The organism is Pseudomonas sp. H11T01 (genome assembly GCF_048515765.1).
In the GTDB taxonomy this organism is placed as follows: domain Bacteria; phylum Pseudomonadota; class Gammaproteobacteria; order Pseudomonadales; family Pseudomonadaceae; genus Aquipseudomonas.
In genome coordinates this window covers 47,739-63,121 of record NZ_JBLYED010000005.1, presented here as the reverse complement: position 1 = coordinate 63,121, position 15,383 = coordinate 47,739, and the positions used below count along the sequence as shown (strand labels likewise).

At 58.8% G+C, this 15,383-nt stretch carries 12 protein-coding genes; 6 read left to right on the top strand and 6 right to left on the bottom strand.

Going from position 1 to position 15,383, the window contains the following annotated elements; genetic code table 11:
* Positions 1-186: 186 nt before the first annotated feature.
* Entirely contained in the window at positions 187-2,856 is a 2,670-nt protein-coding gene (locus ACN1C3_RS08205) for a TRAP transporter substrate-binding protein (protein WP_419115310.1), read from the top strand.
* Entirely contained in the window at positions 2,853-4,361 is a 1,509-nt protein-coding gene (locus ACN1C3_RS08200; RefSeq protein WP_419115309.1) for a hypothetical protein, read from the top strand. Before ACN1C3_RS08205 ends, ACN1C3_RS08200 begins: the two co-directional genes overlap by 4 nt.
* 12 nt (positions 4,362-4,373) lie before the next feature.
* On the opposite strand, the gene ACN1C3_RS08195 is transcribed toward ACN1C3_RS08200, so the two are convergent.
* Positions 4,374-5,237 carry an MBL fold metallo-hydrolase gene (locus tag ACN1C3_RS08195; protein WP_419115308.1) on the bottom strand — a complete coding sequence of 288 codons (864 nt, stop codon included), beginning with the start codon at positions 5,235-5,237 and terminating at the stop codon, positions 4,374-4,376.
* Positions 5,238-5,402: 165 nt separating this feature from the next.
* Between ACN1C3_RS08195 and ACN1C3_RS08190 the strand changes: the two genes are divergently transcribed.
* Positions 5,403-6,203, top strand: a complete 801-nt coding sequence (locus tag ACN1C3_RS08190) for a sulfite exporter TauE/SafE family protein (protein WP_419115307.1) — start codon at positions 5,403-5,405, stop codon at positions 6,201-6,203.
* Between the two features lie 63 nt (positions 6,204-6,266).
* Here ACN1C3_RS08190 and proS read toward each other — a convergent pair whose 3' ends face one another.
* Entirely contained in the window at positions 6,267-7,757 is a 1,491-nt protein-coding gene (proS, locus tag ACN1C3_RS08185; protein ID WP_419115306.1) for a proline--tRNA ligase, read from the bottom strand.
* 477 nt (positions 7,758-8,234) lie between these two features.
* Between proS and ACN1C3_RS08180 the strand changes: the two genes are divergently transcribed.
* The gene (locus tag ACN1C3_RS08180) at positions 8,235-9,281 is read left to right on the top strand and encodes an NAD(P)-dependent alcohol dehydrogenase (RefSeq protein WP_419115305.1); all 1,047 of its coding nucleotides are present in this window, start codon (positions 8,235-8,237) and stop codon (positions 9,279-9,281) included.
* A gap of 25 nt (positions 9,282-9,306) precedes the next feature.
* Entirely contained in the window at positions 9,307-10,200 is an 894-nt protein-coding gene (locus ACN1C3_RS08175; RefSeq protein ID WP_419115304.1) for a helix-turn-helix domain-containing protein, read from the top strand.
* A 56-nt stretch (positions 10,201-10,256) separates the two neighbouring features.
* Here the strand turns inward: ACN1C3_RS08175 and copD are convergent, their stop codons facing one another.
* Both copD and copC read right to left on the bottom strand, forming a co-directional pair.
* Positions 10,257-11,132: a copper homeostasis membrane protein CopD gene (gene copD, locus ACN1C3_RS08170; RefSeq protein ID WP_419115303.1), complete on the bottom strand. Its 876-nt coding sequence runs from the start codon at positions 11,130-11,132 to the stop codon at positions 10,257-10,259.
* Positions 11,133-11,135: 3 nt separating this feature from the next.
* Entirely contained in the window at positions 11,136-11,501 is a 366-nt protein-coding gene (gene copC / locus ACN1C3_RS08165) for a copper homeostasis periplasmic binding protein CopC (protein WP_419115552.1), read from the bottom strand.
* 442 nt (positions 11,502-11,943) lie between these two features.
* On the opposite strand from copC, the gene ACN1C3_RS08160 reads away from it, so the two are divergent.
* Entirely contained in the window at positions 11,944-12,564 is a 621-nt protein-coding gene (locus ACN1C3_RS08160; protein ID WP_419115302.1) for a TetR/AcrR family transcriptional regulator, read from the top strand.
* 161 nt (positions 12,565-12,725) lie between these two features.
* Here the strand turns inward: ACN1C3_RS08160 and preA are convergent, their stop codons facing one another.
* Both preA and ACN1C3_RS08150 read right to left on the bottom strand, forming a co-directional pair.
* Positions 12,726-14,000, bottom strand: coding sequence for an NAD-dependent dihydropyrimidine dehydrogenase subunit PreA (gene preA / locus ACN1C3_RS08155; protein ID WP_419115301.1), 1,275 nt, complete (start codon positions 13,998-14,000; stop codon positions 12,726-12,728).
* Entirely contained in the window at positions 14,001-15,368 is a 1,368-nt protein-coding gene (locus ACN1C3_RS08150; RefSeq protein ID WP_419115300.1) for an NAD(P)-dependent oxidoreductase, read from the bottom strand.
* Positions 15,369-15,383 lie beyond the last annotated feature (15 nt).

The window sequence follows — 15,383 nt, the reverse complement described above, 5'->3', positions numbered from 1 at the left end:
GCATAAGAGAGCCAGTCGTCCTCATCTGCGCAAGCCGATAAGCGTTGCCGAGCCTGAGGTGATGAGATGGGCAAAAGGGAGGTTTGCGAGTGTAAGGACGCAGCTTCCTGGTCGGGTTGGCACAGGTTGCTCCCAGTGCTGCTGCTGTGCATTGCCTCGCAGGGTGTGCCCGCTCAAGATCGGCCCGTGCTGATCGACATCGCGATTCCCCATAACGCGACATTTGACCAGGCCGCGGGCGCTATCCAGAAAGGCCTGGAAGGCATCGCAACCGTTAGAAACCTCGATGTGGCGTCTGCCGATAGCGCGATCAAAAGTGTCATGGAAGGGGAGACAGATTTAGCGGTCGTCCCCGTTTCAGCCCTGAGCAAATTTGTCCCTCCGTTCGGCATCTACGGCCTGCCATTTACCTTCTCAGAGATCAAACCGTATTCATTTTTCATGAAGTCACAGTTGCAGCCGCAACTGGCCGAGCAACTTAACGCCCAGGGATTGCAGGCGTTGGGTGGGGTCTGGTACGGGGGAACACGGGTGATCGCCAGCCAGCTCCCCCGGCGTTCACCTTGGGACTTCAAGGACACAAAGCTCGCGGTTTCCAGCGATGATTGGCAGGCGATGGATTTTTCAGGCGTGGGCGCCAAGTCGATCAAGATGTCTGATACGGACATGGCGTCGGCCTTGGCCACCGGGGCGGTTGATGCGGCAGAAGTCCCCTGGGATCGCGTGACGAAAATCAAAGCCGCATTCGTGACGCAAAGCGATCACCGCTACAGCGGGTTGATTGCCATCTACAAAGCTTCGCGTTTTTCAGCATTGCCTGATCCAGCACGTGAGCGCATCACTCAGGTCATGAACTACGCCGAGGAATACGTCACCTCGAACATTGTCGCTCGGGAGAGTGAGGCAATCGATGCGGTGCAGTCCTCCCCGACCATCACCTGGATGGGCGTCGATGAGGGGGTGCGCGCTCAATGGCAGGTGGCATTGGCCAACCGCCAGGCATCGGCTATCGAGATGATTGGTCCATCGCTGGTGAGCGAGGCGAGAATCACTCCGAGCTACACAATGAACTTGAGCAAGGCCAGTCCTACTTTTTCCATCAATTGGAATGCCTGGTTTCAATCCTCGCCCAGGCAGCTCAAGAATGTGTTGGTCGCAGGCAAACCCTATGATTTTGTGCTGGATCTTGGCCGGGGGATCTATCCCGGGGCATTGAGTAGCGGGATCAGCGGCCTGCTGCAGGAAGAAATTGCTGCGGACCCGGACAGCGACGAGATCCACTTGCTGGTTCGACCAGTACTGATGGGCGGCATACTCGAGCCGGCACCGGGTTCGGATTTTCGGGCACGCAGATTCAATGTCCACCGGGATCGCCTGCCGGCCAGACCCACTGACGAGCCTCTGCGGGAAAAAGCGCGCCAACACCTCATTACCTTGAGCGACCTGGCCAAGGCGTTGAGTGTCGATGCGCCCATGGTGTGGCCGCTTATCGCCCGTCAGGCGGGTTGTGCGCAGGTAGTCCTCTCGATTTGGGACGCTGCGGGGCTGCGGCCTCTGGACTACATCGTGGTCAGCCTGCCGGTGAGCGACGTCGGTCAGCAGAACCCGCCGGCGTGCGACACCAGCCTGAGAGGCGGCGAACTGGTGTCCGGGTTGGAGAGGCTGCTGGAGGTGGGGAAAAGTGCGCGGCAAACGTCGCCCACAGACGCGGCCTTACATCTATTCGACTCGATCCCCAAGGGCGAGGGGGACCCAACGACGGTTGCGGTGTTCGTGGATCGCTCGGAGTTTAAAACGGCCAAGGATCAAGGAAAGGCGCCGCCGGTTTATGCGTGGGAGCTTGCCGGCAATCTGACGCACTTTCTGGAGCAGGACTCCATGCTTCCAGCCTCCATCGCGAGCACCCGCCAGCATTTGAAGACCCCCCAACCGTATACCGAGGTCGTCAGGCAGATGAACAATATGCTGTTCAACGGCCGTACCCCGGGAGATCAGCGAAATGCCGATGCGGCAAGGGCGGCCATGCAGCGCCTGACCAAACGAGTCGAAGCGCCGGTGGTATTGGTGCGTTATTTCGACCCGTGGGGGGAGATGCAAAATTTGCCGCTGGCCTTGTTGGGCGCCGATGCGCCTGACCAACTATTCTCCCGGCGAATTACCGTCGTCCAGCCGTTACAGGATGCTCAGACGCTCGAACCCGGTGCGTGTTTCAGCGGTTGGGACTTTGCCATTCCCAGGGCGTTGGATGGTGTGAATGCCGAGTCCGCCGAGTTGTTGATGAAGGATGACTGGCGGATGCAAGGGCGTGACGTCAACTGGTACCAGAACAACACCGATTTGCTCAAGTTCATGACCCAGGCGGATACGCCTTCCGCGGCCAGCAGTGCGTTGGTGCTTCTCGCACATCACGGCAAGGGCGACGTCACTTTTTCTGCGTCAGAGCTTCCTGGCCGGGTGCTGGACTCGGATATGCGAAGGCATTTCACGCCGGGTAGCGTGGCAGTCCTGGCGGCGTGTTCCACCCTGGGTGTCTCGGCGGCCAGCCAGACGTTCGTCAACATGCTGGTGCGTCGAGGCGTAGGCGCCGTGGTGGCGTCACCGTTCCCGGTAGACAGCGATTTCGGTACCCGGCTGTCGGTCAGTTTCGTTGCGGTGGCTCAGCAGCTGCGGGCCAGCGGTACCTCTGCCCGGGTCATCGATATCTTCAATCAGGCCTTGCAGAAAACCATCGATACCTATGGCAAAGGCTCGGGCTATGCGGATATGGCCCTGGAATTCCAGATCATAGGTGATCCTGAATTACGCATGTGTGCGGCCCCCACAGCCTCCAATCAGCAAACCGGAGGTCTGCAATGAAGCGTCGCCTCTGTGCGGCTTTATTGGCATTTTCAAGTCTGTTGGTCGTGTGCAATGGGTATGCGCAAGAGCGTCTGAGTGTATTTATCAGTGATCTTCATCTCGGGCTCGGGCGAACGGCCGACGGGAGCTGGCATCCCTATGAGGATTTCAGATGGCCGCAGGCACTCAAAGGATTTCTGAGCGCTGTTTCCAAAGAGGGCAATGACACTGTCGATCTGATTATCGTCGGCGACTTCCTGGAGCTGTGGCAGTTGCCGGATGACATTCACTGCGAAGGATCCGGCGCGGGCGCGGGCTGTTCGGTACCGGAACTGGTCGACCTGACCACACGGATCATCAAGGCCCATGATGCCGATCTTCAGGCATTGAAGGACTTCTCCGTGCGCGGGACCAATCGACTCTATCTGGTGCCCGGCAACCATGACGCCGCCTTGCTCATTCCGGCCGTCCGGGCGCCGCTTGTCGAGCGTCTCGGGGCGCAGAGCAGGCGAGTGATATTTGTCGAAAGCGGCCTGTGGGTCTCCGAAGACAAGCGGGTCGTGGCTGAACACGGGCATCAGATCGGCAGTGATGTAAACGCTTTTGCCGAGTGGCCGAAGGTCACCACAACCGGCCCCGATGGCAAGCAACTGATGATTCGCCCCTGGGGAGAGCGTTTCGTACAGCAGTTGTTCAATGAGCAGGAAATGAACTATCCCATCATCGACAACCTGAACCCGGAAACCGCCGGAGCACGCTATCGAATGAGCGAGCGGGGGTTGGGTGGAACCCTCAATGATCTGGCCAGATTCATTGCGTTCAACATTTTCGAAACGACGCCGGGGCAAAAATACAGCGCGTTATCGACCAATGGGGCGCAAGACCCGACGTTTGACAGAGGGGCTGCGGTGAAAGCTGGATACCTGCTTTTCAGCTTTTCGCTCCCTGACGGTGATTCATTCAAGGAGCTGCTCAAAGACACCAACCCGGCAGGCGCGCAATTGCGCAGCGAGCTCAATGAGATAGTCAAGAGCTTGCCGTCCGAAGACCTGGAAATGTTATGCCGCAATGCCGTTGTGTATACCCACAGCAATCCGTGCAACCCGGTTCTGTCCGCGCTGGTGGTGGGGGCACTGGTCCCCAAGACAGCCATTTTCCAGAGTCACCTGAGGGCTCGCGAAGAGGCTATAGGTCCATTCGATCTGTTTGTCTATGGGCATACCCATCGCTGGGAATCCAGGTGGAAGGTGCCGCTCAGCACGACCCACAGCGTGACGGTGGTGAATACGGGAGCCTTTCAACGGCTGGTCGATGAGGAGGCGTTCCTGGAACTGGCCGCTGCGAAAGCAATGACGCCCGAACAAGCGTTACGCAAGTTGCGCCCTGAAGATCTCAAACCCTGTTATTCGGCCGTATTCGTCAGGCCTGGCACCTCGCCGTCACAGGCCGAACTCAGGCTGTGGGAAATGCCGGAGTCTGGAGGCGGGCGCTTCAGGGCTCCGGGTGTTGCCGACTGTCGATGAACCGCTGGCGCCTCACAACCGATTGATCGGAATTTTCAGATAAACCACCCCATTGCCCTCGGCCGGCGGCAGATTCCCTGCGCGCACGTTGACCTGGACGGCCGGCAGCAACAGCGTCGGCATGCACAGCCCAGCGTCGCGTTGAGTGCGCATGGCGACGAAGGCGGCTTCGTCGATACCCTCATGTATATGGATATTGTTTTGGCGTTGTTCGGCGACCGTGCTCTGGCACTGCGCGGTGCGGCCGGCGCACGGGTAGTCGTGGCAGACGTATAGGCGGGTGTCGGGGGGAAAGGCCAGCAATTTGCGGATTGAGGCGTACATCTGGTTCGCATTGCCGCCAGGAAAGTCGCAACGTGCAGTACCCACGTCGGGCATGAACAGCGTGTCGCCCACCAGAATCAGCTCATCCTCGATGAGGTAAGCCATATCTGCCGGGGTGTGTCCCGGGACGTGCAACGCCTTGGCCTTGAGGTTGCCGATGGCGAACACCTCGTCCGGGGCAAACAGATGGTCGAACTGCGAACCGTCGACGGGAAATTCCGGCTCAAGGTTGAACAGGCTCTTGAACACCTCCTGAACCTTGCTGATGGATTGGCCGATGGCAATCTTGCCACCCAGTTCCTGACGCAAATAGGCCGCCGCGGACAGGTGATCGGCGTGGGAGTGGGTTTCCAGCAACCACTGCACCTGCAAGCGGTGTTCGCGGACGAAGGCGATCACCCGATCAGCCTGGGTGGTCGCGGTTCGCCCTGAGGCGGGATGGTAGTCGAGCACCGAGTCGACGATCGCGCAGTGTTCGCCATCGCGCTCAAAGATCACGTAGGTGTAGGTCGACGACGCTTCGTCCAGGAAGGCTTGAATCAACGCTGACATGGGGGCGGATCCTTTCGGGATGTCCTCAAAGATTAGGTACTTTATCCGCACACTGACTAGTCTTGATGTGATTTAAATGATGGGCGCCCTTGTGGGCTGTATCGTGGGCGCCATTCAAGGGCCGGGTCTGTACCGGTTTTACGTAACGTGGATCAAGAGCGTTTTATGCTGCTGGCAACTTTGTTTGGTGTGGTCATGGGGTTGGTCCTCGGCTTGACGGGGGCGGGTGGCGGTATTCTCGCGGTGCCGGCGTTGGTGCTGGGTTTGGGCTGGAGCATGACTCAGGCGGCGCCTGTTGCGCTGTTCGCCGTGGGCAGCGCGGCGGCGGTCGGCGCCATCGATGGGCTGCGACATGGTCTGGTGCGTTACCGCGCGGCGTTGTTGATCGCGTTACTCGGGGCCCTGTTTTCGCCGGTCGGCATCTATTTCGCCCATCGCTTGCCCGAAAAAATTCTGATGATTCTGTTCAGCCTGCTAATGATGATCGTGGCATGGCGGATGCTGCGACGAGAGTCGCCAGATCCCGGGCCGAGTGATCATGGCAGTGCCTCGTGGGGGCAGAAAAACTGCATGCTCGATCAGCAGACCGGGCGCTTTTCCTGGACGGCGAAATGCACGGCGACCCTGGCCGCGTTGGGCGCTGTCACGGGGGTTGTTTCCGGGCTGCTTGGTGTCGGTGGCGGCTTTCTGATCGTACCGGCCTTCAAGCAACTGACCGATGTGCAGATGCGCGGGATCGTCGCCACCTCGTTGATGGTGATCAGTCTGATCTCGGCGATAGGCGTCATCGGCGCGTTCCACGCCGGAGTGTCTATTGACGCCACGGGCGGGGCGTTCATTGTTGCGAGCATCGTCGGGATGATGGTTGGCCGACGGTTGTCCTCCCACGTGCCAGCCAAAGGGTTGCAGGTGGGATTTGCGAGCATTTGCATCGTCGTGGCGGGCTATATGTTGTTCAAGGCATAAGCTCAAAGGGCCGGCTACAGCGCCTGATAGCCCCTGGCAAACGGGGCTGTTGGTGATCAAGGATCAATATGACTTTGCATACAGCGCCCAGGATGTGGTGGGTTGGCCTGTAAATAAACAGGTGGCTGCAGCCTTGGGTTGAACGAATGGAATGCATCGAACGGTTACACCCAGTTCGCTGATGGTTTTCTCAACGTTCTCGTCATCAATGAAGGGGGCGATAACGAATGTATTGAGTTTGTCCTTGCGTTTGAAAGCTTGTTTAAAGTTGTCAAGCGTAGTAACTGTTTCGGTATTGTCCGACAGCTTTTTTCTGGCACTTTCAAGTAGGCCTGTCTGAATAGCCTGCAGGGTTTTTGGCAAGTCTTTAACAAAGCTATTCATCTCAACTTTTAACGTATTCTTGCTGTTGTCTCTGCAGGAATAAGAAACCATGTTCTGCTCCAGTTCCTTTATTCCGACTTCGACCCGAACAGGCACGCCGCGCTTGATGTGATACCACTTTTTTTCGCCGCCACTCATGTCCCGCTTATCAACGCTGGCACGCAGGTTTTGCCCCTTCAGTCTTTTCCGGGAGATCTGCTTTTGCAACTTATCGCAGTAGGCATGGATGGCTTCGGCATCCTGTTCACTGCGTACGATCGGAACAATGATGACTTGCGTCGGTGCCACCAGCGGTGGAATCACCAGTCCGTCGTCATCGCCATGGGCCATGATCATGGCGCCAATCAAACGTGTGGAAACGCCCCACGAAGTGGTCCAGGCCAGCTCTTTTACCCCTTCCTTGTTCACGAAGCGGATGTCTGACGCCTGGGCGAAGTTCTGTCCCAGAAAGTGTGAAGTTCCCGCCTGCAGGGCCTTGCCGTCCTGCATCATTGCCTCGATGGTGTAGGTACTGACGGCGCCCGGGAAACGTTCCCATGAGCACTTTTCACCCTTGATTACTGGTATGGCCAGGTGATCGACAGTAAACCGCTCATAGATATCCAGCATCTTCAGCGTCTCGTCCAAGGCCTCTTCACTGGAGCCGTGAACGGTGTGGCCTTCTTGCCACAGGAACTCTGAGGTGCGCAGGAAGATCCTTGGACGCATTTCCCAGCGCAGGACGTTGGCCCACTGGTTGATGAGTAGCGGCAGATCCCGATAACTTTGCACCCATCGTGAAAAGGAGGCACCGATCACCGTTTCGCTGGTAGGCCTGATGATCAAAGGCTCTTCCAGTTCGCCAGCGGGAGTGAGTTTTCCATCTGCTGTCTGTTCCAGACGGTGATGGGTTACAACTGCGCACTCCTTGGCAAAACCATCGACATGTTCGGCTTCTTTTTGAAAAAAGGATAAGGGGATCAACAGTGGGAAATATGCGTTCGCATGGCCTGTATCTTTGAATTTTTGATCAAGCTCTCGTTGAATCTGCTCCCATATGCCATAGCCCCAAGGGCGGATGACCATGCAACCTCTAACGGGAGAATTTTCAGCCAGTTCAGACTGGATGATGACTTGTTGATACCATTCGGAAAAGTTTTCACTTCTTGTAGGTGATATTGCGTTTTTCATAATGCCTCGACGTTGAAAAGACAGCGTGTGATGTTGAGAATTGTGTTGTGTAGACGTATGTATATTTTTTGCGGTTTGAAATTTCAAGAACTCATGTTTTTTGTTTGATCTTTCGGAAAATTCTTTCAGACAGGTCTGCTTTTTTGTAAGGTTTTTTCATTTTCTTTGCGCAACGCTTGAGCATTATTAAGGATTGCTTGGCGTCATCATCGGTTTGCACGGATGTCTTCCCATATTCCCGCCAGAGGGTTGCAGCTGGGATTCGCCAGTATTTGCGTGGTCGTGGCGGGCTATATGTTGCTCAGGGCATAGGTTCAGGATATGCACCTGCAAAAAACCACCGTTGCGGCGAATCCACCGCGCTAGCTGCCGCTTCTCGCCGATGGGATTCTGACGGTGCGGCCAGCCGAACCTGTTCAGGTGTTTTTCACCTGAGGGAACGGCATCGAACTGGCCTTCCGACAAGCGAGGTTCACCATGCAAGCCCTGGTTCTGGAAAAACAACACACCCTCAGGATCCGCGATATCGACCTGCCATTGGAGATGGGCGCGGACGATGTGCGAATTCGCGTCCACACCGTCGGTATCTGTGGCAGCGACGTGCATTACTTCACCCATGGCAAGATCGGCCCGTTCGTGGTCGATCAACCGCTGGTGCTCGGGCATGAGGCGGCAGGGACGGTGGTCGAAGTGGGCAGCCGGGTTCGGCATCTGGCGGTCGGTGATCGGGTGTGCATGGAGCCGGGGATTCCTGATCCCACCTCGAAGGCTTCGCGCCTGGGCCTCTACAACATCGACCCTGCGGTGGTGTTCTGGGCCACGCCGCCGGTGCATGGTTGCCTGACGCCGGAGGTGATTCATCCGGCAGCGTTTGCCTATAAGCTTGCGGCCCACGTCAGTTTTGCCGAAGGCGCGCTGGTCGAACCTTTCGCTATCGGCATGCAGGCCGCGGTGAAAGCGCGGATCAAACCCGGGGATGTGGCGGTGGTGATCGGTGCCGGCACCATCGGCATCATGACCGCTCTGGCGGCGCTCGCAGCCGGGGCCAGTCAGGTGCTGGTGTCCGATCTGATGGAAGAAAAACTGGCGATCGCCCGGAGTTACGACGGCATTATTGCAGTCAACGTCCGCGAAACCGCGTTGCCGGCCAAGGTCGCCGAGTTGACCGACAATTGGGGTGCCGACGTGGTGTTTGAAGCCAGTGGCAGCCCACGCGCCTACAACGACGCCTTGGCCAGCGTTTGCCCGGGCGGCGCCTTGGTGCTGGTGGGCATGCCGGTCGAACCGGTGGCGTTTGATGTGGTGGCGGCTCAAGCCAAGGAAATCCGTATCGAGACGGTGTTCCGATATGCCAATGTCTACCAACGGGCGGTGAACCTGATCGCCAGCGGCAAGGTCGATCTGAAACCGCTGGTGTCGGCGACTTTTCCTTTTGAACGCGGCGTCGAAGCCTTCGAGCGTGCCGCCAGCGCCTTGCCGGGGGATGTGAAGCTGCAAATCAGCTTCGACCCGACCTTGATATGACCTGCCAGAACGGAACCCTTGGGTGATGAGCAGCAAGAAAACCGGCGAGAAGCCCTCCGAGCTTGAGGTGATCTTTACCGAGCCACAGCACAGTTTTCGCTGGTACGAGCATGACTACCCGTACCCGTTGGCGCGCTGGAATCATCACCCGCAATTCGAGATACACCTGATCCGCCATGGCAGCGGCCGGTTGTTTGCCGGGGACTACATCGGGCATTTCGGTGTCGGGCATCTGGCGTTGATCGGCCCTGGCTTGCCCCATGACTGGATCAGCGATCTGGCGCCCGGCGAGCAGGTTGTCGGGCGTGATGTGGTGTTGCAGTTCGACGGCGAAAGCTTGTTGAAATTGCGCGAGACCCTGCCGGAGCTGGACGAGTTGCAAGGCTTGTTCAGCCGCGCACGGCAGGGCATTGAGTTCAGTGGCGCGACTCAGCGTCAGGCCATCGAATTGCTGGAGGAAATCGGCCGCAGCAGCGGTTTGAAGCGCCTTGCGCTGTTTGTCTCGTTGCTGCAAACCCTGAACGAGGCGGAGGCCGGGGAGAGCCGGACCCTCGCCAGCCAGCAATACGCGCCGATGCTCGACAGCCTGACCACCGAACGCATGGCCCAGGTCTTCGATTACATCCTCAAGGATCTGAACGAAGAACTGCGCATGTCGGTGATCGCCCGGCAGCTTGAGATGAGCGAACCGGCCTTTTCGCGCTTTTTCAAGCGCACCACCGGGCACACCTTCGTCGACCTGACCCGCAAGCTACGGATCCAGCGTGCCTGTCGTCTTTTGCTGCAAAGCAAGCTGTCGGTATCGGACATCTGCTTCGAGGTGGGCTACGCCAACCTGTCGAACTTCAATCGGCACTTTCGCCATGAAATGCTTGAGACACCCTCTGAGTACCGCAAGAAAGTGGGCGCAGGACATTGATCGTTCCCACGCTCCCGCGTGGGAATGCCGCCCTGGACGCTCTGCGTCCGATCATTTCAGCCAGCCACCATCGGCGGCATCGTCCCCAGCAACGAAACCGCCGCCACGGCGGCAACGCCCAGCAGCCACTCGATCATCACGCTGGTGCGCAGCACCGTCAGGCGCTGCCCACAGTCATTCACTTTCAATCGATTACGCAGCGCGAGCGCGAGCATGCCGCTGACGAGGGCGACCTTGATCAGCAGAATCAGCGCAAAACCGGAGAACAACGGGGTCGGCCAAAAGGCGCCAGTGAGCACCCGGACATTGATCAATCCGGTGACCACCAAACCCGCCACCAATCCGTAACCGATGCCACTGAAATGCAGCAGGATCAAACCCAGCGGATAGCTTGCCGGTTGCCGCAGGATCAATACCAACAGCATCAACCCGCCGAGCCAAGCGCCGACGCACGCTAAATGAATCACCTGATTGAGGATCAACAGTTGGCCGCTGAGGCCGTCGAGCATGGCGCCGTGGCCGACCGGTGCCAGTGTTGCCAGCAGCAGACCGCTCAGGGCAAGGCGCAGTGGAAACGAGGTGCTTAACGGCGTGATCAGGCACACCACCAACAGCAGATTGAGCAGCAGGTGCCAGCTCCAGACCTGCCCGAAAAAGGTATTGCTCAGGACGACGTACACGGTCGGCAGGTCGAGCGCCGCCTGCCACGATCCGGCCATGCTGGCGGTGATCAGCAGCAGCCAGCAGACCCCGCTGGCCAGGGCCAACGAGGCCAGCAGCCGGGTGATGCGAGCCAGACGTCGATCCAGCGTCGTGAGCGCTTCAGTCCGCGGCTCGCGGCCTAACAGCAGCGGTCTGAAGACGCAGGCACCAAACAGCATCAACACCATTGCGAAATGCAGGAAACGGCACAGCACCAGCGCGTTTGCCATGAATTACTGGCCAACCTTGAAGCTGTAGTTGCCTTCGCTTTTATGGGTGTCGACCGATACCGCGTGCCACTCGACCTTATAGTTGCCTGCTGCCAATGGCGCTGCCGGCGTCACGATCAGGGTCTTCTTGTCGGCGCTTTCAGTGGCAATGCTTTTGATTGCGACAGCAGCGCCGTCCTTGCTCAGGCTGACTTTGGTAAAGGTTGCTTCCACCCCTTCGGAGAACACCAGACGCAGTTCCTTGGGCGCAACAGCGGTGCTGTCGGCGGCCGGTGTCGCGCTTTTCAGATGGGCGTGAGCAAACACTGAAGAAGCGGCGAGCAGCGTGCTCAGCAGAGCGGCAGTGGTCAGGGCTTTTTTGATCAGCATCATTGGGTACCTTCTATGAGTAGGACGGGGCGCTAATAGAACATGAAGCGAGGTGTGTGTGAAATGGAGCTCGCATTGTTCGCGGGGGAGTCGAGGGTCTGTTGACGTTTGGTGACGACCGCGACGGGTGTCCACTTGGCGCAGGGCAAGGCGCGAGGAACGTGGTTTGGTCGTTCCAAATAAGTTCCGAGCAACGCCGCCCTGCGCCAAGTGGGCCCCGTCCCTTCGGGTTGCGCGCCAACGTGCGCGAGGCTGCGTTGCGGGATTTGCCAAGGGAACAACCATTGGCGGCATCCCGCGCCTTGCCTCGCACACGTTGGCACAGCAACGCGGTTCGTCACCAAACGTCAACAGACCCTGGCGCACGAAGTTCGTTGTCGGCTGTCGCCCCGAGGCTAGAGCGGATGCTAGTCTTGGCCAACGCTGTAGTCAGGGAGCCCTCATGGGCAATCACAAGATCGAGATTCGTCGCAGTAACGTCGAGAAAATTCTTCTGGCGGCTGAAAAAATCTTTGCCGAGAAGGGTTATGGCAGTACGGCGATGGCCGATATTGCCAAAGAAGTGCAACTGCCTCGCTCCAATCTGCATTACTACTTCAGCACAAAAAGCGAGTTGTACAGCGCCGTGTTGTTCGACCTGCTGGAAGTGTGGAAGCAGGACGCGATGTGCTTCGAGATGTTCGATGATCCGCGGGTGGTGCTGAGCAGTTATATCCGCGCCAAGATGAACCATTCCCGCACCCGGCCTTATGGCTCGAAAGTCTGGGCCAATGAAATCATCCACGGCGCACCGACCCTGGGCGAGGCGCTGGATGCCAGCCTGTACGACTGGGCGAAGATGAAGGAAGCGAAGATTCGCCAGTGGGTGGATGACAAACGCATCCTGGCGGTGGAGCCGTCGGCCCTGCTGTATATGATTTGGGCCTCGACCCAGCACTACGCCGACTTCGATCATCAGGTGATGATCCTCAACGATCACCAGCCGCTGTCGGACATGCAGTTCGAGCGGGCGGTGCAGACCGTGACCAGTGTGATTTTGCGGGGGATTGGGTTGGAGCCTTGAGTTGTGGTGTGGCCAAGGGCCCCATCGCGAGCAAGCCCGCTCCCACACTAGATTGGGGAACGGGCATAGAGCCTGTGCACACTGAAGGTCCAATGTGGGAGCGGGCTTGCTCGCGATAGCGGTCTATCTGACGCAGCGGCCGCCAGGCACTGACTCGGGTTTCAAACCACCACGCTATACGGATTCCTCGGATCGTGGTTCCAGTCCAGGAACGGCTTGCCGGTGTCGACGGGCACCATCTCGATGCAGTCCTGAACCGGGCAGGTGATCTGGCACAGGTTGCAGCCCACGCATTCGTCGTCGATCACTTCATATTTGTGCGTGCCGTCAGGCTGTTTGAGGCTGGCGATGGCCTGATGCGCGGTGTCTTCACAGGCGATATGGCAGCGACCGCAACCGATGCAGGCCTCCTGGTCAATTTTGGCGATGACCTGGTAGTTCATGTCCAGGTACTTCCAGTCCGTGGTATTGCTCACCGCACGTCCCGAGAACGCCTGCAGGTTGGCGTAGCCTTGGCTGTCCATCCAGCGCGACAAACCGTCCTTCATCTCCTCGACAATGCGAAACCCATGCAACATCGCCGCGGTACACACCTGCACCGCACCGCTGCCCAGCGCGATGAATTCCGCCGCATCACGCCAACTGCCAATCCCGCCAATGCCGCAAATCGGCAGGCCTTGGGTTTGTGGGTCGCGGGCAATCTCGGCAACCATGTTCAGCGCAATCGGTTTGACCGCCGAACCGCAGTAACCGCCGTGGGTGCTTTGGCTGCCGACCATTGGATGAGCGACCATCCGATCCAGATCGATGCTGGTGATGGAGTTGATGGTGTTGATCAGCGACACCGCATCGGCACCGCCACGATGGGCCGCCCTGGCGGCAACACGGATGTCAGTGATGTTCGGCGTGAGTTTGACGATCACTGGCAGCGAGCAGTAAGTCTTGCACCAGCGCGTCACCTGCTCGATGTATTCCGGCACCTGGCCGACCGCGGCACCCATGCCGCGTTCAGGCATGCCATGGGGGCAGCCGAAGTTCAGCTCGACGCCGTCGGCGCCGGTGGCTTCCACCAGCGGCAGGATGGCTTTCCACGATTCTTCGACGCAGGGCACCATCAGCGACACAATCAGCGCGCGGTCCGGCCAGTCCTTTTTGACCTGAGTGATTTCCCGCAGGTTGATTTCCAGTGAGCGGTCGGTGATCAGCTCAATGTTGTTGATGCCGATGACTTCGCGGTTGGCGCCGAAGTGGGCGGAGTAACGCGATGACACGTTGACCGCCGCCGGATCTTCACCGAGGGTTTTCCAGACGACACCACCCCAGCCGGCCTCGAAGGCACGGACCACGTTGTAGGCCTTGTCGGTGGGCGGCGCGGAGGCCAGCCAGAACGGATTGGGGGCTTTGATACCGGCGAATACAATCGAAAGATCGGCCATTTACGCAGCCTCCACATTGAGCATGAGTTGGGCATTGATGGCTTCAGCGGCCAGCTTGCCGTGCTGCACGGCCTGGACGGTGAGGTCCTGGTCGAGGCTGGTGCAGTCGCCGCCGGCATAGACGCCGGGGATGCTGGTGCGCAGCTGTTCGTCCACCAGAATGCGGTCGCCCTGGCGCTTCAGCTCACGGGCCAGCGGATCGCTTAATGCGGCGTCATCGAAGGATTGGCCGATGGCTTTGAAGATCGCATCGGCGGCCAGTTCGAAGGTTTCGCCGGTACTCTGCAAGCGACCATTCTCCAGTCGCGTGCGGGCAAAGCGCATGCCGCGGACCTGGCTCTTTTTGTTCAGCAACACCTCTTCGGGCTGGGCCCAGGTCAACAGGCGGACCTGATTGGCCTTGGCAATGTCCTGTTCGTGCAGTGTGGCGCCCATTTCCTCCAGGCCACGGCGGTACACCAGGTTCACGTCGCGCGCACCGAGGCGAGCCATTTGCACCGCCATGTCGATGGCGGTATTGCCGGCACCGAGGACGATGCAGCGATTGGCCAGTGGCAATTGAGTCAGGTCATCGGCCTGACGCAGTTCGCGAATATAGTCGGTGGCCGCGAGCATGCCGGGGGCCTCTTCATGGGCCAGACCGAGTTGCTTGCTGGCGGCCAGGCCGAGGCCGAGGAACACCGAATCGAACTGCTGACGCAGTTCAGTCAGGCTGAGGTTGTCGCCAAGTTTTTGCCCGTGACGAATCTCGATCCCGCCGATACCCAGCAGAAACTCCAGCTCTTGTTGAGCGAAGTCGTCCACCAGTTTGTACTTGGCGATCCCGTATTCGTTGAGTCCGCCGGCTTTCTCGCGGGCTTCGAAAATCACCACCTCATGGCCGTGCATCGCCGAGCGGTGAGCGCAGGACAACCCCGCCGGCCCGGCACCGACCACGGCAATGCGCTTACCGGTGGGTGCTGCGCGTTTGAATGGGTGTTCGCTGAACTGCGCGTTATCCACGGCATACCGTTGCAACAGGCCGATCAGTACGGGTGCGCATTCCTGGGCGTTGTTGCGCACGCAGGCTTGTTGACACAGGATTTCCGTCGGACAGACCCGTGCGCAACTGCCGCCGAGGATGTTCGCCGAAAGGATCGTCTGCGCGGCGCCCTGAACGTTTTCCTGATGGATATTGCGGATGAACGAGGGGATGTCGATCTCGCTCGGGCACGCGTTGACGCAGGGTGCGTCGTAGCAATACAGACAGCGTGAGGCTTCAAGTGTGGCCTGACGGGCATTGAGCGGCGGCGCCAGATCGGTGAAATGGCCGGCAAGGGCGGCCGCATCCTCATGGGGATGCGGGAGGTGGTTCAGGGTCTTGATCACGGTGATGGCCTCACG